This window comes from Streptomyces albidus (ex Kaewkla and Franco 2022), from assembly GCF_013870515.1.
In the GTDB taxonomy this organism is placed as follows: Bacteria; Actinomycetota; Actinomycetes; order Streptomycetales; family Streptomycetaceae; genus Streptomyces; species Streptomyces albidus.
Genome location: NZ_JACBXA010000068.1, coordinates 1 through 23,736 on the forward strand (window position 1 = coordinate 1; position 23,736 = coordinate 23,736).

General features: G+C 70.3%; 21 protein-coding genes and 1 pseudogene. 9 read left to right on the forward strand and 13 right to left on the reverse strand.

Translation table 11 applies throughout. From position 1 onward, the window contains the following. Positions 1 to 366: 366 nt before the first annotated feature. Together H5J26_RS13230 and H5J26_RS13235 are read left to right on the forward strand one after the other, a co-directional pair. Positions 367 to 1,815 (forward strand): annotated as a pseudogene (locus tag H5J26_RS13230) (MFS transporter); the annotation flags it as partial. A 91-nt stretch (positions 1,816 to 1,906) separates the two neighbouring features. After that, entirely contained in the window at positions 1,907 to 2,530 is a 624-nt protein-coding gene (locus tag H5J26_RS13235) for a LysE family translocator (RefSeq protein WP_181766021.1), read from the forward strand. Positions 2,531 to 2,606: 76 nt separating this feature from the next. Here the strand turns inward: H5J26_RS13235 and H5J26_RS13240 are convergent, their stop codons facing one another. Continuing rightward, positions 2,607 to 3,593 carry a GNAT family N-acetyltransferase gene (locus H5J26_RS13240; protein ID WP_181766022.1) on the reverse strand — a complete coding sequence of 329 codons (987 nt, stop codon included), beginning with the start codon at positions 3,591 to 3,593 and terminating at the stop codon, positions 2,607 to 2,609. Positions 3,594 to 3,967: 374 nt separating this feature from the next. On the opposite strand from H5J26_RS13240, the gene H5J26_RS13245 reads away from it, so the two are divergent. From H5J26_RS13245 to H5J26_RS13270, 7 genes are all read left to right on the forward strand, one after another. Continuing rightward, entirely contained in the window at positions 3,968 to 4,549 is a 582-nt protein-coding gene (locus H5J26_RS13245) for a DUF1707 and FHA domain-containing protein (protein WP_181766023.1), read from the forward strand. A 736-nt stretch (positions 4,550 to 5,285) separates the two neighbouring features. Further along, positions 5,286 to 6,548 carry an SAV2148 family HEPN domain-containing protein gene (locus tag H5J26_RS13250; RefSeq protein ID WP_181766039.1) on the forward strand — a complete coding sequence of 421 codons (1,263 nt, stop codon included), beginning with the start codon at positions 5,286 to 5,288 and terminating at the stop codon, positions 6,546 to 6,548. Between the two features lie 259 nt (positions 6,549 to 6,807). Beyond that, positions 6,808 to 7,998, forward strand: coding sequence for a macrolide-inactivating glycosyltransferase (gene mgt, locus H5J26_RS13255; protein ID WP_181766040.1), 1,191 nt, complete (start codon positions 6,808 to 6,810; stop codon positions 7,996 to 7,998). Positions 7,999 to 8,055: 57 nt separating this feature from the next. Continuing rightward, positions 8,056 to 8,583, forward strand: coding sequence for a DUF1697 domain-containing protein (locus tag H5J26_RS13260; RefSeq protein ID WP_181766024.1), 528 nt, complete (start codon positions 8,056 to 8,058; stop codon positions 8,581 to 8,583). A 364-nt stretch (positions 8,584 to 8,947) separates the two neighbouring features. Next, complete coding sequence (locus H5J26_RS13265; RefSeq protein ID WP_181766025.1) at positions 8,948 to 10,186, forward strand: S8 family peptidase; 1,239 nt, start codon at positions 8,948 to 8,950, stop codon at positions 10,184 to 10,186. A gap of 198 nt (positions 10,187 to 10,384) precedes the next feature. Beyond that, entirely contained in the window at positions 10,385 to 10,480 is a 96-nt protein-coding gene (locus H5J26_RS32430; RefSeq protein WP_419183792.1) for a putative leader peptide, read from the forward strand. A gap of 382 nt (positions 10,481 to 10,862) precedes the next feature. Further along, a complete protein-coding gene (locus tag H5J26_RS13270) occupies positions 10,863 to 11,402 on the forward strand; it encodes a winged helix-turn-helix domain-containing protein (protein WP_181766026.1) in 540 nt (179 codons plus the stop codon). Positions 11,403 to 11,425: 23 nt separating this feature from the next. Here H5J26_RS13270 and H5J26_RS13275 read toward each other — a convergent pair whose 3' ends face one another. From H5J26_RS13275 to H5J26_RS13335, 12 genes are all read right to left on the reverse strand, one after another. Continuing rightward, positions 11,426 to 12,196, reverse strand: coding sequence for a sirohydrochlorin chelatase (locus H5J26_RS13275; protein WP_181766027.1), 771 nt, complete (start codon positions 12,194 to 12,196; stop codon positions 11,426 to 11,428). An 82-nt stretch (positions 12,197 to 12,278) separates the two neighbouring features. Beyond that, a complete protein-coding gene (locus H5J26_RS13280) occupies positions 12,279 to 13,256 on the reverse strand; it encodes an ABC transporter permease (RefSeq protein ID WP_181766028.1) in 978 nt (325 codons plus the stop codon). Next, positions 13,243 to 14,103: an ABC transporter ATP-binding protein gene (locus H5J26_RS13285; RefSeq protein WP_181766029.1), complete on the reverse strand. Its 861-nt coding sequence runs from the start codon at positions 14,101 to 14,103 to the stop codon at positions 13,243 to 13,245. The genes H5J26_RS13280 and H5J26_RS13285 overlap by 14 nt, the downstream gene beginning before the upstream one ends. Before the next feature lie 67 nt (positions 14,104 to 14,170). Next, complete coding sequence (locus H5J26_RS13290) at positions 14,171 to 15,283, reverse strand: ABC transporter substrate-binding protein (RefSeq protein WP_181766030.1); 1,113 nt, start codon at positions 15,281 to 15,283, stop codon at positions 14,171 to 14,173. 200 nt (positions 15,284 to 15,483) lie between these two features. After that, the gene (locus tag H5J26_RS13300; RefSeq protein WP_181766032.1) at positions 15,484 to 16,857 is read right to left on the reverse strand and encodes a sulfate adenylyltransferase subunit 1; all 1,374 of its coding nucleotides are present in this window, start codon (positions 16,855 to 16,857) and stop codon (positions 15,484 to 15,486) included. Beyond that, entirely contained in the window at positions 16,857 to 17,762 is a 906-nt protein-coding gene (gene cysD, locus H5J26_RS13305; protein WP_181766041.1) for a sulfate adenylyltransferase subunit CysD, read from the reverse strand. Before cysD ends, H5J26_RS13300 begins: the two co-directional genes overlap by 1 nt. Before the next feature lie 26 nt (positions 17,763 to 17,788). After that, positions 17,789 to 18,346: an adenylyl-sulfate kinase gene (gene cysC, locus H5J26_RS13310; protein ID WP_181766033.1), complete on the reverse strand. Its 558-nt coding sequence runs from the start codon at positions 18,344 to 18,346 to the stop codon at positions 17,789 to 17,791. 61 nt (positions 18,347 to 18,407) lie between these two features. Next, on the reverse strand, positions 18,408 to 19,118 hold the full coding sequence (locus H5J26_RS13315; protein ID WP_181766034.1) for a phosphoadenylyl-sulfate reductase: 711 nt from the start codon (positions 19,116 to 19,118) through the stop codon (positions 18,408 to 18,410). Then, positions 19,115 to 19,333: a hypothetical protein gene (locus H5J26_RS13320; RefSeq protein WP_181766035.1), complete on the reverse strand. Its 219-nt coding sequence runs from the start codon at positions 19,331 to 19,333 to the stop codon at positions 19,115 to 19,117. The genes H5J26_RS13315 and H5J26_RS13320 overlap by 4 nt, the downstream gene beginning before the upstream one ends. A 91-nt stretch (positions 19,334 to 19,424) precedes the next feature. Continuing rightward, positions 19,425 to 21,122, reverse strand: coding sequence for a nitrite/sulfite reductase (locus H5J26_RS13325; protein ID WP_181766036.1), 1,698 nt, complete (start codon positions 21,120 to 21,122; stop codon positions 19,425 to 19,427). A gap of 430 nt (positions 21,123 to 21,552) precedes the next feature. After that, the gene (locus H5J26_RS13330; RefSeq protein WP_181766037.1) at positions 21,553 to 22,218 is read right to left on the reverse strand and encodes a GNAT family N-acetyltransferase; all 666 of its coding nucleotides are present in this window, start codon (positions 22,216 to 22,218) and stop codon (positions 21,553 to 21,555) included. After that, positions 22,215 to 23,736 (reverse strand): ABC-ATPase domain-containing protein (locus tag H5J26_RS13335; protein ID WP_181766038.1); only part of this gene is annotated, 1,522 nt, incomplete at its 5' end. The genes H5J26_RS13330 and H5J26_RS13335, both read right to left, overlap by 4 nt.

The window sequence follows — 23,736 nt, forward strand, 5'->3', positions numbered from 1 at the left end:
GACCGGTTCGTCGGCCGCGGGCCGGCGCGGTCCTTTCCGGAGACGGGGGAATCCGGCGTTTTCGTGGAGTCGCTCACCAAGAGGGCCTTTCGGAGGGGTGCGCGCCTTCGCAGAGGGACGCGCGGATCGGACGGAGGGACGCCGGCCGCCGTGCCCCGCGGGGTGATCCGAACGGCCGGGAGGCGACCGGTCTTCGACCGGTGCACGTCCACTCCCGTCAGCGTGGGACTTCCCCTGCTCGCCGCCGGGAAACACCGGGGGCCTCCGAACAGGCCTTACGTTCAGCCGCCCTGGAATACGCAGGTGGGGCCCGGTGGTTCGTTTGTAGGCTGCACGTAATCGATCGCCGCCTTCCCCGGAGTCCGCATGCCCCAGGCCCACGGTGCCGCCCCGCCCCACCCGCCCGAGACCGCCCTCGCCCGCTCACTGCCGGGTCCGGGCGGCGGGCAGGCGAGGGCGGTCAGGGGAGTGGTTCCGGTCCTGGCCTTCGCGGGGATCTCCGTGGCGGTCATGCAGACGCTGCTCGTCCCCGTCGTCGCCCGGCTGCCCGCGCTGCTGGGCACCGCCACCTCGGACGCCGCCTGGGTCGTCACCGCGACGCTGCTGTCGGGGGCGGTGGCCACCCCGATCATGGGACGGCTCGGGGATCTCTACGGCAAGCGGCGCCTCATCCTCTTCAGCCTGGCGGCGATGGTCCTGGGCTCGCTCATATGCGGCTCGACCTCGTCGCTGATACCGATGGTCACCGGACGCGCCGTCCAGGGGTTCGCGATGGGCGCGATCCCGCTGGGCATCAGCATCATGCGGGACGAGCTCCCGGCGGAGCGGCTCGGCCCGGCGATGGCGTTCATGAGCTCGTCGCTGGGCGTCGGCGGTGCGCTGGGAATGCCGCTCGCCGCGTACGTCGCCCAGCACACCGACTGGCACGTGCTGTTCTTCGGCTCCGCCGGCATCGGCGTCCTCGCGATGCTGCTGGTGGTCACGGTGGTGCCGGAGTCCGAGCAGCGCACGGGAGGGCGCTTCGACTTCCCCGGGGCCCTCGGTCTCGCGGCCGGCCTGGTCGCCCTGCTGCTCGCGGTATCCAAGGGCGGCGACTGGGGCTGGAGCAGCGGGACGACCCTGGGGCTGTTCGCCGCCTCCGTCGTGATCTTCCTGCTGTGGGGGCTGATGGAGCTGCGCATCGCCCACCCGCTCGTCGACCTGCGGAGCACCGCCCGCAGGCAGGTGCTGCTGACCAACCTCGCCTCGATCACGGTCGGCCTCGCCTTCTACGCGGCCACCCTGGTGCTGCCCCAGCTGCTCCAGTTGCCCAGCTCGACCGGCTACGGACTGGGTCAGTCGATGGTCGTCGCGGGGATGTGCGTGGCACCGATGGGCATCTCGATGATGCTTGTCTCCTCGCTCTCCGCGCGCATCTCGGCCACGCGCGGGCCCAAGGTCTCGCTGATGGCGGGACTGGTGATCCTCGCGGTCGCCTACCTCGCCGGTACCGCGCTGATGGGCGCCGTGTGGCAGGTGGTGATCACCGCGGTGCTCATCGGCGTCGGCATCGGGATCGCCTATTCGGCCATGCCCGCGCTGATCATCGGAGCCGTCCCTCCGTCCGAGTCGGGCGCGGCGAACGGCCTGAACACGCTGATGCGTTCGATCGGCACCTCGACGTCGAGCGCCGTCGTCGGCGTCGTCCTGGCGCACATGAGCATGCCGCTGGGCGGCAACGCCGTACCGACGCCGGAGGCCTTCCGCACCTCGTTCCTCATCGCGGCGGGGGCGGCGCTCACAGGTCTGGTGATCGCCTCGTTCCTCCCGGGCCGGAGTTCCGGCAAGGTCTGACGCCGTACGAGCCGGGCCGTGGGGCGCTCAGAAACGAGTTGGCACCGCTCGCCCGCACGGTCAGGATGACCGCATGCTCTCCACTCTCCTGCCGTTTCTCGGCGCGTGTCTGCTGGTGGCGATGTCGCCCGGTCCGAGCACGGTCCTGATCATCCGCCGCTCGCTGCGCAGCCGCCGCTCCGGTTTCATGGTGGTGCTGGGGAACGAGACCGGCGTCTTCATCTGGGGAACGGTCGCTGCCTTCGGACTGACCGCTTTGCTGGCCGCGTCCCAACTGGCGTACGACGTACTGCGCTTCGGGGGCGCCGCGGTTCTGATCTGCTTCGGCGTCCAGGCGATCCGCTCGGCACGGCGCGGGGGCAGTTTCGAGGTCGCGGCGGAGTCCGGCCCTTCCCAGGAGCGCGGTTGGCGTTCCTACCGCTCCGGGCTGCTGCTGAACCTCGCCAACCCGAAGGCCGCCGTCTTCGCGATGTCCTTCCTCCCGCAGTTCGTTCCCGAGGGTGCTCCCCAACTGCCGCTGATGGTGGCGCTGGCGGCGATCTGGGCCGTCTTCGAGGTGGGTTACTACGGCTCGTACGTGTGGTTCGTCGGACGGCTGCGGACGGTGCTCTCGCGTGCGGGGGTACGGCGCCGGCTGGAGCAGATCTCGGGCGGGGTGCTGCTGGCGCTGGGCGTGCGGATGGCTCTGGAGGGCTGAAGCGGCCGGGGGAGACGAACGGGAGCCGTGGTGCCCGCACTCCTCTCGGAGCGCGGGCACCACGGCCGACCGGGCCCTACGGAGCGGGAGTTGCCGGCACCGGCGCCGTCATGCAGTAGCGGTGCTCCACGATCGGATAGCCCGCCTTCTCGAATGCGGCTGCCATGGGCGTGTTGCCCAGATCCGTCGACGCGGCGATGGACTGGGCTCCCTCGTCGGCGAGTTGGCGGGTGCACGCGGCGAGCAGGTCGAAGGCGTAGCCGTGGCCGCGCTGCTCGGGCACGACACCGATGAAGCCGACCGCCGGACCGCTCGGAATCCTGCCGGGCACGTGCAGACCGACCAGCGCGCCGTCGGGTGTGTGTGCCAGCCGCCACCACTCTCGCGGTGAGTCCAGCCAGTGGAAGTGCTCCAGCTCCTCCTGGGCGGCTTGCTCGATACCGGCCTGGACGTCACCGGCCCCGCCATCGGTCCCGGTTGCGGACTCGGCCGCGGCGAGAGCCCGGCGGGCGTGAGCGTCGAGGGTTCCGTGCTGGATCCGCCGCAGCACGTCGAGGATCGCCTCGTCGTCCGGTTCCGGCCTGAAGCGGAGCCTGCCGGGGTGCTCCGGCACGCCGCACTCTTTCGTCCACAGGTAGCGGAACCGTTCGACGAGCGGGGTGTAACCGGCTGCTGCGGCCCCGTCGATGCGTGCCTCTGCCGCTGCCCGTACGGTGTTCTCCTCGCGCCAGCCCGGAGGCAGCACGAGCTCGAAGTCGACCTTCAGCGGCATCTCTCGCAGCAGCTGTGCGCCGGCCTCGTCCTCGCCGGGTGCGAAGTCGAACCAGTCGAGGACCAGCGGGACTTGATCGCCCGGCCCGGCCCAGCAGGCCGCGCGTGCGACGACGCGGTCCCCGCGCAGAGCGACCCACGTCCACTCGGGGCGGTACTCACCGCCGTCGCCGAGGGTCGTGTACGGACGCCCGAGCAGGGGCCGTCCGACGAGCCCCGGATCCTGCAGGGAGGTGAAGACGGAACGCGCCTCGGACTCGCCGAGCGCGCGGATGACCAGATCTGCGGTCATGGTGAAGAGGTCCTTCCGGAAGGGCGTGTCGCGCTCCCGGTCAAGACTGGAGTGACGCCCGGCGGACGGGGCGGGAGCGCGTGATGGTGAACGTGCACATCGCACTCGCCTCCTCTCCGCTGTCAGGGCGTGTGATCAACCTAGCGGCTGCCTCCTCGGAGCGTCCACGGATTTTCTTCCCACCGGACGCCCGGCCCGGACGTCCCTGCCCTCACGACGCCGAAGCAGTTGAACGCTTCTCCGCTGCTTGCCCCACCTGACGATCGTCTTCCGCCGTACGCACAGGGTCCCGGAGCGGTAGCGGATGTCTTCATTCAGCTACTGCACAAGGCGCAGCCTGGACAGGGCGTTTGACGGTCCAGACAATGTTGGCCATGACATCTCTCGAGTTCGGTGCCTACCCACCGCGGCTGTCGGACGCGGACCGGGAGCGCGCTCTCGAGGTGCTGCGTGAAGGGGCTGCGCAGGGGCGCGTCTCGCAGGACACGTTCATGCGCCGCACGGACGCGATACTCAAGGCGCAGTGGCACACCGAACTGCACGCCGTGCTGCACGACTTGCCGACGCGACGGCCGCGCAGCCGCTGGTACGTGGCGGGGATCTCCCGTCTCTTCGGCTTCACCGCCTCGCTGCGGAAGGCGTGGCAGTCCGAGCGCCTGCCGGAGCTGCTGCTGCCCACGCCGTCCTCCTACGCCTACTCGATCGGGCGGGCCCCCGGCTCGATGCTGCGGCTCACCCACTTCACCGTCTCCCGTACGCACGCGCAGCTGCGCAGCACGGCCGACGGGTGGAAGCTGCGTGATCTGGGTTCCAGCAACGGAACGTGGGTCAACGGCAGCCGCGTGACCGGTTCGGTGACCGTGCGTCCCGGCGACGTGGTGCGGTTCGGCCAGATCGGCTTCCGGCTGACGGTCTCGCAGCCGCCGCCCCTGGAACTGCCGCCCGTACAGCCTTGAGCCGCGGGGCGGGTGCCCGGCTCTCACGGACGGCGGGCTGAGGGGCATGTGGCTCCCTTTCCGACCGTCCGGTCGAGCACCGGGACTTCCGGCCGGCACTTCTTCTGCAACTGCCGTGCCGCGGACCAGTCTTGGCCGCGAGGTCGGAGCGGTCCCCTCCGCATGCCGGCGCCCGACGGCGCGGCGGGCCGGGACGATCCGCAGGACGTGAGGGCCGCGCATCAACGGTGAATTACCCGTGCGCGTCGTATCCATGGAGTGGCGCGGGCCGTCGGTCAGCCGGTAGGACGAGAGCTTCGAACCCCCGTAAGAAGAGGATGGCACCAGATGGATCCCTTCTCCGGCGGTGCGATCGCTGGCGACGGCGACGCGGAGGACGCGAACCACGGCCACGGGGGCGGGACGAGCCGGCCCTTGTCGGAGACGGGACGCCCTCGTGACTCTCAACTCCCGTGCCAGAACGTCCAGTTGGGCCCGGCGAGCCTCTGCGGAGGGGCGAGCCGGAGCGCCGAGGTCGTCACGGGGCGCCTCCGTCGGTGCGGCCCACGGCGTCGCCGGGCACTCGAAGCACCGGTGCATCCGTGCGCAGGAGCCGCGTACCGGACGAAGCGGCGGCGCCGTCCGTCCCGTACAGGCATGCGAGCAGGGCAAGTTGATGGGGGTTCAGGGTGCGACGCCTACGGGGTCGCAGTAGTCTTCCTTGATCGCTCAACAGGGTCAGGAAGGCGGTGCGCGGGTGGGTGCGGGAGGGCTTGAGCTCCCCCCAGGCGAAAACGGTGACAGCGGTGACGGGGAGGCCACCGAAGTCCCGGCGGGTGCCGTGTCGTTGGCACGCCCCATGGAGATCGGCGCGGACCTCGACTGGGACGGGGACGCGTGGGCCGAGGTGCGCACGCGGGCCCGCCGCGCGGGACGCGCCTACGTCTGGCTGAACCTGGTCGAGCAGCGGCTGCGCGCGGTCGTCGCAGCCGTGCTGCGGCCCATCTACGAGCCCGTGCACGGCGAGGACTGGGTCATCGCGGCCGCGGGCCCCGCGGGCCAGGAATGGGTCCAACGGGCCGTGGCCGTACGGGAGGTGAGCCGCCGCAAGGGCTACCTGCTCGATCCCGCGGACGACAACGTTCTCTCCTTCCTCACGCTGCCGCAGCTTCGCGAGCTGATGGTGCAGCACTGGCCCTGCTTCGAGCCCTATTTCGACGAACGCCGCGCGGTCGAACTCGCCCTGGACGAGCTGGAGGTGGCGCGCAGTGCCGTCGCCCGCAACCGCGCGCTGTCGGAGACGGTGCTCGCTCAGGCCGAGCGGATGTGCGCCAGGTTGCTGGAACTGCTCGGCGCATCGGGGGACGAGGCGCCGTCCGCGCACCGGCTGCGCGTCGACGCCGTGGAGGACCTGGTCGGCGACCGCTTCGCGGACGTGGTGGGCGTCCACTCCGACCGGGTGCGCCTCCAGCGCCAGCTGCCCGCCGAGGACCTCTTCGGGGGTGCCCGGCGCCTGGACGCCATGGGTATAGGGCTCAACCTGCTCGTGCAGAACTACTCCGGACGCCGCCTGATCCGGCTCGCGGCCTCCGGCTGCCGTCTGAGGCTGCTCTTCCTCAACCCGGCCAGCAGCGCGGTGCGCCGCAGGGAGCGCGAACTGGGCATGAAGAAGGGCGAGTTGGCCCGTACCGTCGAGACGAACATCCTCCACATGCGGCGCGTGCGCGCCCGGCTGCGGGACACCGGCGCCTTCGAGATCAGGGTCTTCGACGAGACGCCGCGCTTCTCCGCGTACATGGTCGACGGGGACGGGGCGGACGGGCTCGCGGTCGTCCAGCCGTACCTGCGCCGGGTGCGCGGCATGGAGGCGCCCGTGCTGGTGCTGCGGGGCGGCGGGCGCGACATCGTCCAGCAGCGCACCGAGCACGGAAAGCCGCAGGACGAAGGCGTGAACGGGCTGTTCCAGACCTACCGTGAGGAGTTCGAGTCCGCCTGGGCGGACTCGCGCCCGGTCTCCTGACGCCGTTCCCGGCCTCTGATCCGCCCGTTCCCCGGCGGTGTTTGCCGACTCCCGCCGTTCCCGCCGTTCCCGCATCGCCCTCCTCTCGCGTACGGACGACTCTGTCCCGGCTGTCCCGGCTGTCCTGGCGCTCCTGTCCCGACGCCCCCGTTCTGCTCGCGGACCGAGTGGGAGCACGACTGAGCGATTGCGTGAGACGTTACGTCTCGTCTAGTCTTCCCGTGTGACCGACCCTTCAGGGCGTAGCGCCCATATCGCCATGTTCAGCATCGCCGCGCACGGCCATGTGAACCCCAGCCTCGAAGTCATCCGCGAACTCGTCGCCCGAGGGCACCGCGTGACCTACGCGATCCCCGACGCCTTCGCCGGCATCGTCGCGGGCACGGACGCGCAGCCGCGGATCTACCGCACGACCCTCCCCGGCGAGGACGACGACCCGGAGGCGTGGGGCACGGAGCTGATCGACAACATCGAGCCGTTCCTCCACGACGCCCAGCAGGCGCTGCCGCAGCTGATCGACGCGTACGAGCGTCCCGAGGCCGACATCCCCGACCTCGTGCTGTCCGACATCACCTCCTATCCGGCGCGCGTGCTGGCCCATCGCTGGGGCGTCCCGCACATCCAGCTCTCGCCGAACCTCGTGGCCTGGGAGGGGTACGAGGAAGAGGTGGCGGAGCCCATGTTCGCGGAGTTGAAGTCGACCCCCCGGGGCGTCGCGTACTACGAGCGCTTCTCCGCATGGCTCGCCGAGAACGGGATGACCCTGCACCCGGACGACTTCGCCGGGCGCCCCGACCGTTCGCTCGTGCTGATCCCCAGGGTTCTCCAGCCGCACGCCGACCGCGTGAACGAAGACGTCTACACCTTCGTCGGCGCCTGTCAGGGTGATCGTTCCCACCAGGGCGGCTGGCAGCGTCCGCCCGGCACCGAGGACGACAAGGTGCTGCTCGTCTCGCTCGGCTCGGCCTTCACCGACGAACCCGACTTCTACCGGGCGTGCCTGGCCGCCTTCGGCGAACTGCCGGGCTGGTACGTGGTGTTGCAGATCGGCAGGCACGTGGACGCCGACGCGCTGGGGCCGATTCCCTCCAACGTGGAGGTGCACCGGTGGGTGCCTCAACTCGCCGTACTCAGGCAGGCGGACGCCTTCGTCACGCACGCGGGCGCAGGCGGCAGCCAGGAAGGGCTCGCGGCCGGGATCCCGATGATCGCCGTGCCTCAGGCCGTCGACCAGTTCGGCAACGCGGACATGCTCGCCTCGCTGGGTGTGGCCCGTCACCTGCCCAAGGAGAAGGCGACGGCCGAGGCGTTGAGGGAGGCGCTGGAGGCCCTGACCGGCGATCCGCAGGTTGCCGAGTGCTGTGCCCGCATGCAGAAGGCGGTGGCCACGGAGGGCGGAACCCGCCAGGCCGCGGACCTGATCGAGGCGGCGCTGCCCTCATCCGTGTGAGCGCCGGGCTTGGAGACCTCCCGCGAAGAGCGCCGGGGCTCTTCTAAGCTGCCGCACATGACGACGTATGCGGCGCTTCTGCGGGGGATCAATGTAGGCGGTCACAAGAAGGTCCCCATGGGGGAGTTGAGGCAACTGATGGCCGGCCTGGGGTGGAGCGACGTCCGGACCTACCTTCAGAGCGGCAACGCGGTCTTCACAACCGCGGACCCCGATCCCGGCACGCGGCTGGAGCGTGCGCTCGCCCGCCACTTCGGATTCGAGGTCCGCGTCCTGGTGCGTACGGCGGGGGAGTTGCGCGCCGTGGCCGCGGCCTGCCCCTATCCGGCAGCCGAACTGGATCCGGCCAAACTGCTCGTCCTTTTCCTGCAAGACGCCCCGAAGGAGGGGCACTTCGACTCCGTGGACGCGTCCGCCTTCGAGCCCGACACGTTCCACCATGTCGGCGAAGCGGTGTACTGCTACTTCCCGGACGGAATGGGCCGAAGTAAGCTTCCGGCTGCTCTCGACGCCGTCCGCCCCAAGGTCACCATGACCGGCCGCAACTGGCGCACGGTGCAGCGGCTCATCGAGCTGGCGAGCTGAAATACGCATCGCAGACGTACCGCGGACAAACCGCAGTTGTGCCGCAATCGCGCTGAAGACTTACTGAAGCCCCACCGAATAGGCACTGAAGGCGGTCTGAAGCGGCACGGAAATGACTGTTGTGTTTCCTGTTCGATCAGATATCTGATCGAACTGATGGAGGGTCAGTTCAACTTGGGGTAGTACAGGGCGCTTTGCCTTGGCGGTCGGAAGTTGTTTATGTCACACCCGCTCAGACCGCTTGAGCTGAGCGGGTCGATCAGACAGTGTTTCGAGTCACCCGGTTGCGGATCATCACCGCAAGGTCCCGGGTGTGTGAAAACGACATACAACCCCCCACACCTCACGAGGAGGACCCCTCGTCATGGCACTCAACACGCCTAGAAACACGAAGAAGTCAGCGACGCGGCGCCGTGTCACCGTGGCCACCGGTGTCGCCGCTGCGGTGATCGGGGCAGCCACCCTGCTGACCTTGCCCGCCGGCGCCTCCTCCGCGGAGGGCCACGTCTACGGCACCAAGGCCAAGGGCGCGGTCGACGGCAGCTACATCGTCATGCTCAAGGACAGCAAGGGCGCCAACTCCGTCAAGGCACAGGGCTCGGACCTGGCCGAGGAGTACGGCGGCAAGATGAAGCGGACCTACTCCTCCGCTCTCAACGGTTTCTCGGCGAAGGGCCTGAGCGCGCAGGAGGCCCGCGAGCTCGCCGGTGACTCCAGCGTCGACAAGGTCGTGCAGAACCACACCTTCAAGGTCAACGAGACCCAGGAGAACCCGCCTTCGTGGGGCCTGGACCGCATCGACCAGGAGAAGACCGCAGCCGACAAGAAGTACACCTTCCCCGACACCGCGGGTGAGGGCGTCACTGCGTTCATCATCGACACCGGTGTCCGCATCACGCACAAGGACTTCGGCAAGCGCGCCTCCCACGGCTTCGACGCCGTCGACGGCGACGACAACGCGGACGACGGCCAGGGCCACGGCACCCACGTCGCGGGCACCGTCGCCGGCACCGACCACGGTGTTGCCAAGAAGGCCAAGATCGTGGCCGTGCGCGTGCTGGACGACCAGGGCTCCGGCACCACCGAGCAGGTCGTCGCCGGCATCGACTGGGTGACCAAGAACGCCAAGGGTCCCTCCGTCGCCAACATGTCCCTCGGTGGCCCGAAGGACGAGGCGCTGGACGCCGCCGTCCAGAAGTCCATCGACGCGGGTGTCACCTACGGTCTGGCCGCCGGCAACGAGAGCGCCGACGCCGACGGCAGCTCGCCGGCCCGTGTGAAGGACGCCATCACCGTCGCCGCCAGCGACGACAAGGACGGGCAGGCCGAGTTCTCCAACTTCGGCAAGCTCGTGGACATCTACGCCCCGGGCGTGGACATCGTCTCCTCCTCCAACGGCAGCGACGACGCCACGGAGACCCTGTCCGGCACCTCGATGGCCGCCCCGCACGTCACGGGCGCCGCCGCGCTGTTCCTGGCCGACAACAAGGACGCCAAGCCGGCCGACGTCGCCAAGGGCCTGACGGACGCCGCGATTCCGGACGCGATCTCCAACCCGAGCGAGGGCACGCCGAACAAGCTGCTCAACGTCGCCCCCAAGTGATCAGCGGATTCATCCGCTGAGCAACGCAGGCACCAGCAGTACCGAGTAACACTGCACCACGAGTGACACAGCCGCCCGTCGTGCTCCCTTTCCGGGAGCGCGGCGGGCGGTCTCGTCTTCCCCGAGCCCGCGAAGGGCACGCCATCCGGTATCCGAGACGGATGACGAATTCATTGACGCGGCACCGGAATTGCTGGCATGCTCAATTCCGTGAATCAGTCTGCGAATCTTGTAGCGCGTCTGCACGTCGACCTCCGACGCCACGCCAGCGCCATCTGTGCCGCCGGTTCCTGAGCCACGCTCAGCTGATTTCTCCACCACCGCAATGCTTCCGCTCCGCTTCAAGGAGCAGGTCTGAGCTGCGGTTCCGTACTTCCGTCCGCGGGTGGCACTCCCGTTTCGAGCAAGCCTCGCCCTGAAGCGGTTCCGTCTCGAACGAACTTCGCGTCGAACGACGTCCGGTGCCGAGCAACCACGTGTTGAACGGCATTTCGTCGAACGACGTCCGCGGACGATTTCCCCTTTCACCTCCCGGCCGGCCGCATTTCACGGGCCGACTGCCACGGCCGCTCCACGGATTACCAGTCCGCGCCCCTGCGGATTTCGTTCTCCGTATGCGCACGTGCCAATTCCCGCCGGATCGTCCACGGAGTTCTTCCCGTGAAGGAGCCCCGCAATGACTTCCTCCCACTCCGCCGCAGTCCGTCACCTCCGGGTCGTCGACGAGACGGCCCGGGACCACACCGCACCCCCGCTCGTCGGTTACCTCGTACTCGTACCGGAGGGCACCGACCCGGCGGAGATCGTCACCGCCGACGGCACGAGAGCCGAGTTCCGCCCGTTCCCGCCGGGCGGTGAACCCCCGTTGCAACCGGCGGAGTCCGTGCAGCACGTCTCGGGCGCGACCGGCGACCCGAACCCCGGCGCCGGCCTGAAGATCGACCCGCAGAGGCACACGGCGGAGCTGGACGGGCAGCCGCTGACGCTGACCTACCTCGAGTTCGAGCTGCTGGCCCACTTCGTCGCACACCCGCACCACGTGCACACCCGCGACCACCTCGTCGGCACGCTGTGGGGCTACAGCCACATCGGGGACGGACGCACGGTCGACGTCCACATCGCCAGGCTGCGCCGCAAGTTGGGACCGGCATACCGCAGGCGCATCGTCACGGTGCGCCGTGTCGGCTACAAGTACGAGCCGGAACGGGCCGGTTGAGGATCGATCCGCCGCGGGCCGGCTCAGGCGCTCAGCGCCACCGGCCCGCGGTCGGCAGCGGCCTCGTCGTAGCGGAGCGCCAGCAGCTCCGCCAGCTCGCCCGAAGCACCCAGGACGGGCGCGAGCACGTCGGCTCCCGCCTCCCTGGCGCCCGTCATGATGCGGTCGGGCAGATGACCGGGCGCGATGACGTACGGGGCCACGGCGACCCGCTCGATGCCGTCCGCGCGCAGCCCGCGGACGGCATCGGCGGTGCGCGGCAGGGATGCGGAGGCGAACGCAGGACGCACGGCGCACCAGCCCGCAGTGCGCCGCCACTCCCGCGCGGTTTCTGCGATCACTGCGATCGCCTCCGGGTCGGATGAGCCCGCCGAGGCCAGTACGACCCCGGTCGAGCGCTGCTCGCCCTCCCGCACCCCGGCCTCCCTCAGCCGCCGCTCCAGGGCGCCGACGAGCAAAGGGTCCGGCCCCAGCACCTCCGCCTGGTGCACACGCAGCCGCGGAAGCCGCGAGGTCACCTCGTGAAGCACCGACGGGATGTCGGACTTGGCGTGGAAGGCGCGGCTGAGAAGCAGCGGCTGGGCGACGACGTCGCGGACGCCCTCACCGTGCAGCCGCTCCAGCAGCCGCGGCACGGACGGGGCGTTGAACTCCAGATAGGCGACCTCCACCCGGAGCCACGGCCGCAGCGACCGAAGGCGCGCGCGGAGCGCGGCGACGGTCGCGGCGTGCCGGGGATCGCGGCTGCCGTGTGCGATGACCACGAGGGCGGGTCGTCGTATCGCATCGTGCATGGTGGTCAGTCCGTTTCTCGTGCTTCCGGGATCGGGTCGGGGGCCGGGTTCTCGGGTCGGTTCGGGCAGTCGTGCGGCCGAGTCAGTGGGCCGTCGTGAGCAGGCCGCGGTGACGCAGCACCCGCCTCTCCACCGGTGCGAAGATCAGCAGTTCGATGCCGATGCCGACCAGCAGGATGAGCAGGATGGCGCCGAGAACCAGAGGCATGTCCTGGTAGGCCCGTCCGGTCTCCAGCAACTGGCCCAGTCCGGCGCCGAGTTCGGGGGAGGTGGCGATCAGTTCGGCGGCCATGAGCGAGCGCCAGGAGAACGCCCAGCCCTGCTTGAGCCCCGAGATGTATCCGGGCAGGGCGCCGGGCAGCAGCACATGCCGTACGCCGCGGAGTCCGGTCGCCCCGATCACCCGTCCTGCCCGCAGGTGCAGCGGCTGGATCTGGTCGACGCCCGCGACGAGCCCGTTGGCGATGGAGGGCACCGCGCCGAGCAGCACCACGGCGTAGATCGTGGCGTCGGTGAGCCCGAACCAGATGATCGCCGCGGGCACCCAGGCCACGGACGGCAGCGACTGCAGCCCGGAGAGGATCGGCCCGATGGCCGCCCGTACGGGCCTGAACTGCGCGACCAGCAGACCGAGGCACGTTCCCAGCACCAGGGCGACCACGAAGCCGAGTGCGCCACGCGAGACGCTCTGCCAGATGATCGAGAGGATCGTGCCCTTGTACCACTCCTCGGCCAGGGCGTCCCACACCATCAGCGGGCCCGGCAGCTGGTAGGACGGCTTCAGGCGCAGGGAGAACGCGAGTTGCCACAGCCCCAGCACGAGGGCGATCGCCACCACCGGGGGCACGACCTTGCGCCTCAGCACCTGACCGAGCGGCGGGCGCGTGGCGGTGCGTGTGTCGAGCGCGTCGAGCCCCGCCTCCAGGCCGGCGAGGTCGGCTGCGGCGTCCGGCTTCCCCGTCTGCGTCCTCGCGGGGTCCGAGGTGGCGGGCTGCTCCGGAGTCCTCGAAGTCTCCGGTGCCTGCGGGCCGGCGCCGGTGTCCGTATCAGTGCTGGCCATGTCGGCGGATCTCTCCCCTCAGCTCCTCGGTGATCTCCACGGACAGGTTGGCGACCTCGGAGTCCTCGATCCGGCGCGGATGCGGGATGTCGACGTTCCACTCGTGCGCGACGCGGCCGGGCCTGGAGGAGAGCAGCACCACGCGCTGTGCCAGGCGCACGGCCTCACGCACGTTGTGGGTGACGAAGAGGACGGAGACGTTCGTCTCGGACCAGATCCGGGTCAGCTCCTCGTGCAGCACGTCCCGGGTGATGGCGTCCAGCGCCGCGAACGGCTCGTCCATCAGCAGCAGCTGGCTGTCCTGCGCGAGTGCGCGCGCCAGTGCCACGCGCTGGCGCATGCCGCCGGACAGTTCGTGCACCCTCTTGCGGTGCGCTCCCGTCAGCCGCACCAGTTCCAGCAGACGCTCCGCCTCCGCACGGCGCTCCGGCTTGGGCACACCGCGGAGCTTCAGCGCCAGCTCGATGTTCCGGCCCGCGGTCAGCCACGGGAAGAGCGCGTGCTCCTGGAACATCAGCGAGGGGCGCCCGCCGGGTACGTCGATGGAGCCCGCGGAGGTCTTGTCGAGCCCCGCGACGAGGTTCAGCAGCGTGGACTTCCCGCAGCCGGACGCGCCGAGCAGCGTCACGAACTCGCCGGGAGCGACATCGAGGTTGATGTCGTCCAGCACCAGCTGCTCCGCGCCGGCGCGTCCGAAGGACTTGGAGACGTGCTCGATACGGGCGGCGTAACCGGCCTCGTCCATGGCCGGGCGTGCGTCCTTCACGCCAGCGCCCGGCGCGGACGCGGGGCTGGGCTGCGCCTTCGGGGTCTTCGAAGTCGTCTGTGTCGTCAGTGTGGTCGTCATCGCTGTCACCTCCGGTGAGGGGTGTTGCGTCGTCGAGGTCGAGGATTCGGGGGGCGTCGGGAGGCCGTCAGTCGCCGAGTCCGGCTTCGTCGACGGCGGGCTTTCCCTCGCCCTTCAGCACCCTGTTGAGGATCGAGAGGTCGTAGATGCCCTTCAGGCCGCTCTTCTTCAGGAGCCCGGCCTTGACCGCGTGTGCCGCCTCCTGCTTGAGCGTGGAGGCCAGCGGGTCGTCGGTGACCTCGATGTCCTTGAACGCCGAGTCGAGGACGGGCTGGGGCAGGGGCTTTCCGGCGTCCCGTTCGAGAGCGGTGTTGATGTGCTTCTTGGCCTCGTCCGGGTGGTCGCCGATCCAGGCGTTGGTGCGCACCGAGCCGCGGACGACGGCCTCGACGACGTCGGGGTGTTTCTTGAGGAAGTCCTGCCGCACGACGAGGTTGGTGGTGACGAACTTCCCGTCCTTCCACAGCTTCTTCTCGTTCAGCAGGACCTTGCCGCCCTTGGCGACCAGGTTCGAGGCGGTGGGCTCCGGCACCCACGCCCCGTCGATGCCGCCCTGCTGGAAGGTGGTCGGGATCTCCTTGTTGTCCTGGCGGAGCACGGAGACGTCGCCCTTGCCCGTCTCGGGGCTGACCTTGTGGCCCTTCCCCGCGAGGTAGTTCAGGAGGGCGACGTCCTGGGTGTTGCCGAGCTGAGGTGTGGCGATCTGCTTGCCCTTGAGGTCGTCGACCGACTTGACCTTCTTCGGGTCGACGACGAGGGAGGCACCCCCCGAGGTGGCCCCGGCGACGATCTTCAGGTTCTTCCCGCCGGACTTGGTGTACCCGTTGATCGCGGGGGAGGGGCCGACCCACGCCATGTCGACGGCCTTGGCGTTCAGCGCCTCGATGGCGGCGGGGCCCGCGTTGAAGACCTGGGTGGAGACCTTGGTGCCGCCCAGTTCCTTGGGGATCTCCCCGTCCTTGCGCAGCCCGACGAGCGGTGTCGCGTGGGTGACATTGCCGAAGTAGCCGACCTTCACCTGGCCGAGGCCGTCGACCTTCTTGCCGCCGGCGGCTGCCGGACCGCCCTTGTCCTGGGGTGCCTTGGAGCCGTAACCGCAGGCCGTCAGCAGCAGCGGGAGTGCGACGAGCGCGGCGGTCGTGCGGAGCACTCGTGGTCGAGCGGATTTACGGGCAGCCATGGGGTGAGGTCCTCTCGGAGGGCGGAGCGGGCGGGAAGGGCGTGACCCGTGACGGGTCGCGGGCTGAGGTGCGCGTGCCTCAGCGCCGGCAGGGCCCGACCCCGCCCTGTCCGCTCCCGCGGACGCCGCTGCCTATGCGGCCGCCCGTCTGGTCGAAGGTCGAGAAGACCTCGGTGGCTGAAGACGTCTTCATGGCGGCCTCAGAAGTCCCAGCCGTCGTCGTCCGCGGCGGCCGGCTCCGCGGCTGCCGTGTCCTGTACGGCCTCGGCGAAGGCGTCGCCCGCCATTCCGGCGGTCAGCGTGGAGCCGTCGGCCGGATCGATGAGGAGGAAGGAACCGGTGCGCCGGGAGTCGGCGTAGGCGTCGACGGGCAGCGGCTCGGAGGTGCGCAGCACCACGCGGCCGATGTCGTTGGCCACCAGCTGCCCCGGTTCGGGGTGCTGGGAGAGGTCGTCCAGCGTCAGCCGGGAGGGGATCTCCTTCACGATGGCCTTCACGGTGCGGGTGGTGTGCTTGAGCAGCACCCGCGCGCCGGGGGTCAGCGGTGTGTCGTGCAGGTGGCAGACGGTCGCCGTCAGGTCCTGGCTCGCGGTGACCGTCGCGTCGGTCGGGACGATCATGTCGCCGCGGGAGATGTCCAGGTCGTCGGCGAGCAGCACCGTGACGGACTGCGGTGCCCAGGCGACGTCCACGGACCGGCCCAGCACGTCCAGCGCCTCGATCGTGCTCGTACGGCCGGAGGGAAGCACCGTCACCGGCTGGCCGACGCGCAGCAGCCCGGAGGCGATCTGCCCGGCGTAGCCGCGGTAGTCGGGGTGCTCCGGCGTCTGCGGGCGGATGACGTACTGCACGGGGAAGCGCGCCGGGTCGTCGCTCGGGTCGTCGGTGACCGCGACGGTCTCCAGGTGCTCCAGCACGGTCGGGCCGCCGTACCAGTCCATGTGCGCGGAGGGCGTCACGACGTTGTCGCCCACCAGGGCGGAGATGGGGACCGCGGTGATCTCCGGGACGCCGAGCGAGGCGGCGTAGCGCGTGAACTCCTCGGCGATGGAGGCGAAGACCTCCTCCGAGTAGTCGACCAGGTCCATCTTGTTGACCGCGAGGACGACGTGCGGGACGCGCAGCAGCGCGGCGACGGCCGCGTGGCGCCTGGTCTGCTCGACCACGCCGTTGCGGGCGTCGACGAGGACGACCGCGAGCTCGGCGGTGGACGCGCCGGTGACCATGTTCCGCGTGTACTGCACGTGTCCCGGTGTGTCGGCGAGGATGAACCGCCGCCGGGGCGTGGCGAAGTAGCGGTAGGCGACATCGATGGTGATGCCCTGCTCCCGCTCCGCGCGCAGGCCGTCCGTCAGCAGGGCCAGGTCCGGCGTGTCCTGACCGCGGCTGCGCGAGGCGTGCTCGACGGCCTCCAACTGGTCGGTCAGCACCGACTTGGAGTCGTGCAGCAGGCGGCCGACCAGCGTCGACTTGCCGTCGTCCACGGAGCCCGCGGTGGCGAAACGCAGCAGCGAGGTGGCCGCGAGCTCCGCGTCATGGGCACCGAAGCCGACGGGAGTGCTGGGCGAGTTCATCAGAAGTACCCCTCGCGCTTGCGGTCTTCCATGGCGGCCTCGGAGATCTTGTCGTCGGCGCGCGTGGCACCGCGTTCGGTCAGGCGGGAGGCGGCGATCTCCACGATGACCTTCTCGATGGTGTCGGCGTCGGAGTCGACGGCGCCGGTGCAGGACATGTCGCCGACGGTGCGGTAGCGCACCTTGCGCGTCTCCGTGCGCTCGTCCTCGCCGGGACCGCCCCACTCACCGGGGGCGAGCCACATGCCGGAGCGGGAGAAGACGCGGCGCTCGTGGGCGTAGTAGATGGCGGGCAGTTCGATCTTCTCGCGGGCGATGTACTGCCACACGTCCAGCTCGGTCCAGTTGGACAGCGGGAAGACGCGCACGTGCTCACCCGGTGCGTGGCGGCCGTTGTAGAGCTGCCACAGCTCGGGGCGCTGACGCCGGGGGTCCCAGCCGCCGAACTCGTCACGCAGGGAGAAGACCCGCTCCTTTGCGCGCGCCTTCTCCTCGTCGCGGCGTCCGCCGCCGAAGACGGCGTCGAAGCGGTTGGACTCGATGGCCTTCAGCAGCGGCACCGTCTGGAGCGGATTGCGGGTGCCGTCCGGACGCTCGCGCAGCTCACCGGAGTCGATGAACTCCTGTACGGAGGCGACGTGCAGACGCAGCCCGTGCTCCTCCACGACGCGGTCCCGGTACTCCAGCACCTCGGGGAAGTTGTGACCGGTGTCCACGTGCAGGAGCGTGAACGGCACCGGCGCAGGGGCGAACGCCTTCAGCGCCAGGTGCAGCATGACGATGGAGTCCTTGCCGCCGGAGAAGAGGATCACCGGACGCTCGAACTCCCCGGCCACCTCGCGGAAGATGTGGACACCCTCCGACTCCAGCGCGTCCAGGTGCGAGAGCGCGTAGGGGTTGTCCATCTCCTCCAGCGCCCTGATTGCCGTGGTCACACCAGACCCCTCTCTTTCAGCAGCGCGTGCAGCGCCGCAGCGGATTCCTCCACGTCCTGCCGGTGCGTCTCGATCCGCAGATCGGGATCCTCGGGTGCCTCGTACGGGTCGTCCACGCCCGTCAGTCCCGAGATCTCACCGGATGCCTGCCGCGCGTACAGGCCCTTCACGTCACGCTGGGAGCACACGTCGACCGGAGTGGCGACGTGCACCTCCAAGTAGCCCGTCCCTGCTGCCTGGTGGCGCTTCCGCACCGCTTCGCGGCTGTCCGCGTACGGGGCGATCACCGGTACCAGGACCGTCACGCCGTGCGACGCGAGCAGTTCGGCGACGAAGCCGATCCGCTGCACGTTCAGGTCGCGGTCGGCGCGGGAGAAGCCGAGGCCGGCGGAGAGGAACGTGCGGATCTCGTCGCCGTCCAGCACCTCGACCCGGCGGCCCTGCGCCGTGAGCTGCTCGGCGAGCGCGTGGGCGATCGTCGTCTTGCCCGCGCTCGGCAGACCCGTCAGCCACACCGTGGCTCCCAGGTCGGTCCGCTCGCTCGTTCCGGTCATCTCCCGCTCCCTGCTGCTGCCTGTCTCACTACGCGTGCGGCGCGCTGTGCGCCGTCGGGGTTCAGAGGTGGATTCCGCACTCCCTCTTGCCCTGCCCCGCCCAGCGTCCTGCGCGGGAGTCCTCGCCCTCGAGGACGCGCCGGGTGCACGGGGCGCAGCCGACCGAGGCGTAGCCGTCGGTGAGCAGCGGGTTCGTGAGCACCCCGTGCTCCGCGATGTACGCGTCGACGTCGTCCTGCGTCCAGCGGGCTATCGGTGAGACCTTGACCTTCTGCCGCCGCTCGTCCCAGCCGACGACGGGGGTGTCCGCGCGGGTGGGCGACTCGTCCCGGCGCAGGCCCGTGGCCCACGCGTCGAAGGGACGCAGCCCCTCCTCCAGCGGCCGTACCTTGCGCAACGAGCAGCACAGGTCGGGGTCGCGGTCGTGCAGCTTCGGGCCGTAGTGGGAGTCCTGCTGGGCGACGGTCTGGTTCGGGGTCAGCGTGATGACCTCGACGTCCATCACCGCCTCGACGGCGTCCCGCGTCCCGAGCGTCTCCGGGAAGTGGTAGCCGGTGTCGAGGAAGACCACGGGGACTCCGGGGAGCACGCGCGAGGCCAGGTGCGCCACGACTGCGTCCTCCATCGAGGAGGTGACGCAGAAGCGGTCCCCGAAGGTCTCGGCGGCCCAGCGCAGGATCTCCAGCGCCGGGGCGTCCTCCAGTTCACGGCCCGCGTCCTGCGCGAGCTGCCGCAGCCGTGCCGCGGAGTGCTGCTCCTGAGCGGTGGTCATGGAGTCGGTTTCCCTTCCTGACGCTCCTCGCTGCTCCCGTCCCCGGTACGTGGCAGGCCCTTGGCCAGCAGTCCGAGGAAGGCGAGCTTGAAGGCCCTGTTGCAGGCTGCGCATTCCCACGCCGCGCCCTTGCCCGCGGCGGTCCCCTCCTCGGAGGGGCGCAGGTCCTCGTCCCCGCAGTACGGGCAGTAGAACGGGGCGGCTCGTTCAGTCACTGTGTCCTCCCCCGCCCGGCCTTGGCGCGCTCTGGCGCGTCGGCTTCCCTCGTCACTGCTCGCTCCTTCGTCACTGCTCGCCGAGGCTCGCTCACTTCAGCGCACCCTCTTCCGCGCGCGCCGCCCACTGGGCGAAGCGTTCGCCGTCCTCGCGCTGTTCCTGGAAGTTGAGCAGCACGCGCTCGATGTAGTCGGGGAGTTCGGTGGCCGTGACCTTCAGGCCGCGCACCTTGCGCCCGAAGCCGGGCTCCAGCCCGAGCGAACCGCCCAGGTGCACCTGGTAGCCCTCGACCTGCTCGCCGTCGGAGTCGGTGACCAGCTGTCCCTTCAGGCCGATGTCCGCGACCTGGATGCGGGCGCAGGAGTTGGGGCAGCCGTTGACGTTGATGGTGACCGGCTCGTCGAAGTCCGGGAGCCGGTGCTCGAGTTCGTCGATGAGCGAGGAACCGCGGGCCTTGGTCTCGACGATGGCCAGCTTGCAGAACTCGATGCCGGTGCACGCCATGGTGCCGCGCCGGAAGACCGAGGGGCGGGCCGTCAGATCGAGCGCCTCGAGGGAGTCGGTCAGGGAGTCCACCTGGTCGCCGGCCACATCGAGGATGATCATTTTCTGCTCGGCGGTCGTACGGACGCGGCCCGAGCCGTGCGACTCGGCGAGGTCGGCGATCTTGGACAGGGTGCCGCCGTCGACGCGGCCGACGCGGGGGGCGAAGCCCACGTAGTAGGCGCCGTCCCGCTGTTCGTGCACGCCGATGTGGTCACGCCACTGCTCCGCCGGCGTCTCGGGTGCCGGTCCGTCGGCCATCTTGCGCAGCAGGTACTCGTCCTCCAGCACCTGCCGGAACTTCTCGGGACCCCAGTCGGCGACCAGGAACTTGATGCGGGCGCGGGTGCGCAGCCGCCGGTATCCGTAGTCGCGGAAGATCGAGACGATGCCCTCGTGGACGTCCGCGACCTCCTCCCGCGGCACCCACGCGCCCAGCCTGACGCCGAGCTTGGGGTTGGTGGAGAGCCCGCCGCCGACCCAGACGTCGAATCCCGGTCCCAGCTCGGGGTGGTGGACACCCACGAACGCGACGTCGTTGATCTCGTGCGCGACGTCGAGGAGGGGCGAGCCGGAGACGGCGGTCTTGAACTTGCGCGGCAGGTTCGAGTAGGCGGGGTTGCCGATGACCCGGCGGTGGATCTCGTCGATCGCGGGGGTGCCGTCGATGATCTCGTCGGCGGCGATCCCGGCGACGGGCGAACCGAGGATGACGCGCGGTGTGTCGCCGCAGGCCTCCGTGGTCGAGAGCCCGACGCCCTCCAGGCGCCGCCAGATCTCCGGCATGTCCTCGATGCGGATCCAGTGGAACTGGACGTTCTGCCGGTCGGTGATGTCGGCGGTGCCGCGCGCGAACTCCTGCGAGATCTCACCGATGGTGCGCAGCTGTTGCGTCGTCAGCTGGCCGCCGTCGATGCGGACACGGAGCATGAAGTACTCGTCGTCCAGCTCCTCCGGCTCCAGGATCGCGGTCTTGCCGCCGCTGATCCCGGGGCGGCGCTGGGTGTAGAGCCCCCACCACCGCATCCGTCCGCGCAGGTCGGCCGGGTCGATCGACTCGAAGCCGCGATGGGCGTAGATCGTCTCAATGCGTGTCCGCACGTTGAGACCGTCATCGTCCTTCTTGGTCTGCTCGTTGCCGTTGAGCGGGGTGAAGTGCCCGGCCGCCCACTGGCCTTCGCCGCGGTGACGTCCGGCCTTGCGGCGGGCCGGTGCGGAAGCGGGCTGCTTCGAGGTGTCAGCCATGATGGTCGTCCTTCGGGGCCTTCGGGTGTCCGTCGGTGCGTCCTGGGGTGGACGCGGACAGTCTTCGGAAACGGTTCCGGGGCAGCTGGCAGCGCTCGCGAATTACCCTGACCTGCTTGTACGTGCGGTGCGCACCGGCACGGGGCAGGCTGGGCTCGGAGCGGTTCAGGTGGAGAGCGCGCACGCCCGCGACAGTGAGGGCGGCTCGGGAATCGGCGGTGCTGGGACTGTCAGCCCGCCGGACAGATGGCGCTGGACATGCGGCCGAGGTCGACGTGGCGTCGACTCACCAAGGCGATTCCAGCGCGAGACATGACGGAAGCCTCGCACGGGGGCGAACAGCCAGTCCACCAATATCCACAGTGTGGACAGAAACGTCCCGAGTAGTGGGACGACATGTGCCCATGCCGGCGGCAGGGGCAAGGAGCGGTCACATCTGTGCAGGCCAGGGGCCCGGTCCAGGTGTGCCGCCGTCCTGCGTCCTCGGCGCGGCGGCCGGCTCCTCGGTCACCTCGGTCTTGAAGAGACGGAAGCCCCGCCGGCGGTAGTTGCCGAGCGCGTGCGGGCCGTCCTTGCTGCAGGTGTGCACCCACACCCGGTCGACGGGCTGCTGCCGGTCCCACCGCTGGTGCAGGTCCCATGCGCGGGCGGTGCCGAACGAGAGCAGGTGTCCACCGATGCGGCGGCCGCGGAAGGCGGGGAGCAGGCCGAAGTAGCTGATCTCGACGGTGCCCTCGGGCTGCCCTTGCAGGCCGTCCTCCCGCGCCCCGCCCGGCCCGTCGGTCCGGGCCCGCGCGCCGTCCAGTTCGATGTAGCCGGCGGGAGTACCGCGCTCGTAGGCCACCCAGGTCTCGACGCCGGGGCGGTCCAGCCACGCCTCCCAGTGCTCGTACGTCCACGACAGCCGGTCCGCCCACGCCACGTCCGAGCCGACCGCGGTGTAGAGGAAACGGCTGAAGGCGGGACTGGGCACCTCGGCACGAACGATCCGGACGCCGGACGAGCCATCCGGCGGACGAGCATCGAGGAGATCCCCGGGTGAGGTCTGCTCCAGGGACCAGGTCGTGACCGTCAGGCTCTCGTCGCTCCCGCTCATGCCGACCTTCCTCCCGGCCGGCCTTCCGGCCTGACTGCCCGCGCGCTGTCCGGTGCTTCCCGGGGACGCTCTTCACGCCCGGGCCCGCTCCGGTGCACGCGCAGCCCTCGCACCCGGTTCAGTGCCGCGGCCGTCTCGAAGCGGCGGGGCACGGCGAAGTCCTCGTCGCGTACGACCAGCAGCGCCTCCGCTCCCGCCTCCAGCTCGCCGTCGAGGAGGTCCAGCGCCTCGGCCAGCGTGCGGGTGCCGTCGACGTGGCCGCGGCGCACCATCAGCTCCAGGGCCAGCCCGATCCCCGTCACCTGCCGTGAGTCGGCGATCTGCTCGACTGACCGCAGATCCACCTCGTGCTCCCCGAAGGTCAGCGAGTCCTCTCCCCGCGACCGCACGCGGCGGCGTCCGCGCGACTCGGCCTCCAGCGAGGACGGTTCCGGGCTGCGGTGGACGACCTGAGGGAAGAACTCGGCCTCCGCATGCCGCCCCGTCGGTACGGACGCCACCTCCCGGGCCCGCTCCGTGACGTCCGAGGGGCGGTACGCGTCCATCATCAGCACCCGGTCGGCGACCTCCAGATAGTCGCCGGAACCGCCCATCACCAGGACCGTCGAGACCCCGTGGTCACGGTGCAGGGAGCGGACGGAGTCCACCAGCGGCGTCAGCGGCTCGCGCTCCTTGGCCACCAGCGTCTGCATGCGGGCGTCGCGGATCATCAGGTTCGTGGCCGCGGTGTCCTCGTCGATGAGCAGCACCGTCGCGCCCGCCTCGACGGCCTCGCACAGGGACGCCGCCTGCGACGTCGAACCCGAGGCGTTGTCGGTGGAGAAGTCGGTGGTGTCGGAGCCGTCGGGGAGGTGGCCGACGAAGGCGTGCACGTCGACGCGCTGCACGCTCCGCCCGTCCTCGGCGCGCAGCTTCACCGTCTCGGGGCGCGAGACGACACGTTCACGTCCGTCGCCCGGAACGTGGTCCCAGATGCCCGTCTCCAGTGCGCGCAGCAGCGTCGACTTGCCGTGGAAGCCGCCGCCGACGATCAGGCTCACGCCCTCGGGCACCCCCATGCCGGTGACCTCACCGGAGTTGGGCAGGGCCACCGTCACCCGCAGTCCCTCGGGCGAGGTGAACGGCACGACGCCGGAGCCCTTCGCCGGCCGGTCGTCGACGCCGCTGCCGCGCGGCAGCACCGCGCCGTCCGCGACGAACGCGATCAGACCGAGCCCGGGGAGCGCGGCCCGCAGCGCGTCCGAGTCCTCGACGGTCTCCACGAACTCCCGTACGGCGTCGGCGTCCAGCGACACGTACCGCAGCGCACGTTCGGCGATCTCCGGCGCGGTCCGGCAGAGCAGGCGCTGCGCGTACGCGCCGTCGATCCGGCGGCCCTTGCCGGGCAGCGAGAGACCGAAGCGGAGGGTGACGGCCCCGTCGTCCGCGTCGACCTGGCACGAGCCCCGGTCGAGCACCTCCTGCCCGCCCGAGTCGATCTTCAACGACCGCTCGCCGCGCGCGACTTCGGCCGCCCGG

Excerpts from the sequence above, each read along its gene's own strand:
- H5J26_RS13235 (WP_181766021.1), top strand. The coding sequence starts at position 1,907 with ATGCTCTCCACTCTCCTGCCGTTTCTCGGCGCGTGTCTGCTGGTGGCG.
- H5J26_RS13240 (WP_181766022.1), bottom strand. The coding sequence starts at position 3,593 with ATGACCGCAGATCTGGTCATCCGCGCGCTCGGCGAGTCCGAGGCGCGT.
- H5J26_RS13245 (WP_181766023.1), top strand. The coding sequence starts at position 3,968 with ATGACATCTCTCGAGTTCGGTGCCTACCCACCGCGGCTGTCGGACGCG.
- mgt (WP_181766040.1), top strand. The coding sequence starts at position 6,808 with ATGTTCAGCATCGCCGCGCACGGCCATGTGAACCCCAGCCTCGAAGTC.
- H5J26_RS13260 (WP_181766024.1), top strand. The coding sequence starts at position 8,056 with ATGACGACGTATGCGGCGCTTCTGCGGGGGATCAATGTAGGCGGTCAC.
- H5J26_RS13265 (WP_181766025.1), top strand. The coding sequence starts at position 8,948 with ATGGCACTCAACACGCCTAGAAACACGAAGAAGTCAGCGACGCGGCGC.
- H5J26_RS32430 (WP_419183792.1), top strand. The coding sequence starts at position 10,385 with ATGCTCAATTCCGTGAATCAGTCTGCGAATCTTGTAGCGCGTCTGCAC.
- H5J26_RS13270 (WP_181766026.1), top strand. The coding sequence starts at position 10,863 with ATGACTTCCTCCCACTCCGCCGCAGTCCGTCACCTCCGGGTCGTCGAC.
- H5J26_RS13275 (WP_181766027.1), bottom strand. The coding sequence starts at position 12,196 with ATGCACGATGCGATACGACGACCCGCCCTCGTGGTCATCGCACACGGC.
- H5J26_RS13280 (WP_181766028.1), bottom strand. The coding sequence starts at position 13,256 with ATGGCCAGCACTGATACGGACACCGGCGCCGGCCCGCAGGCACCGGAG.
- H5J26_RS13285 (WP_181766029.1), bottom strand. The coding sequence starts at position 14,103 with ATGACGACCACACTGACGACACAGACGACTTCGAAGACCCCGAAGGCG.
- H5J26_RS13290 (WP_181766030.1), bottom strand. The coding sequence starts at position 15,283 with ATGGCTGCCCGTAAATCCGCTCGACCACGAGTGCTCCGCACGACCGCC.
- H5J26_RS13300 (WP_181766032.1), bottom strand. The coding sequence starts at position 16,857 with ATGAACTCGCCCAGCACTCCCGTCGGCTTCGGTGCCCATGACGCGGAG.
- cysD (WP_181766041.1), bottom strand. The coding sequence starts at position 17,762 with ATGGACAACCCCTACGCGCTCTCGCACCTGGACGCGCTGGAGTCGGAG.
- cysC (WP_181766033.1), bottom strand. The coding sequence starts at position 18,346 with ATGACCGGAACGAGCGAGCGGACCGACCTGGGAGCCACGGTGTGGCTG.
- H5J26_RS13315 (WP_181766034.1), bottom strand. The coding sequence starts at position 19,118 with ATGACCACCGCTCAGGAGCAGCACTCCGCGGCACGGCTGCGGCAGCTC.
- H5J26_RS13325 (WP_181766036.1), bottom strand. The coding sequence starts at position 21,122 with ATGGCTGACACCTCGAAGCAGCCCGCTTCCGCACCGGCCCGCCGCAAG.
- H5J26_RS13330 (WP_181766037.1), bottom strand. The coding sequence starts at position 22,218 with ATGAGCGGGAGCGACGAGAGCCTGACGGTCACGACCTGGTCCCTGGAG.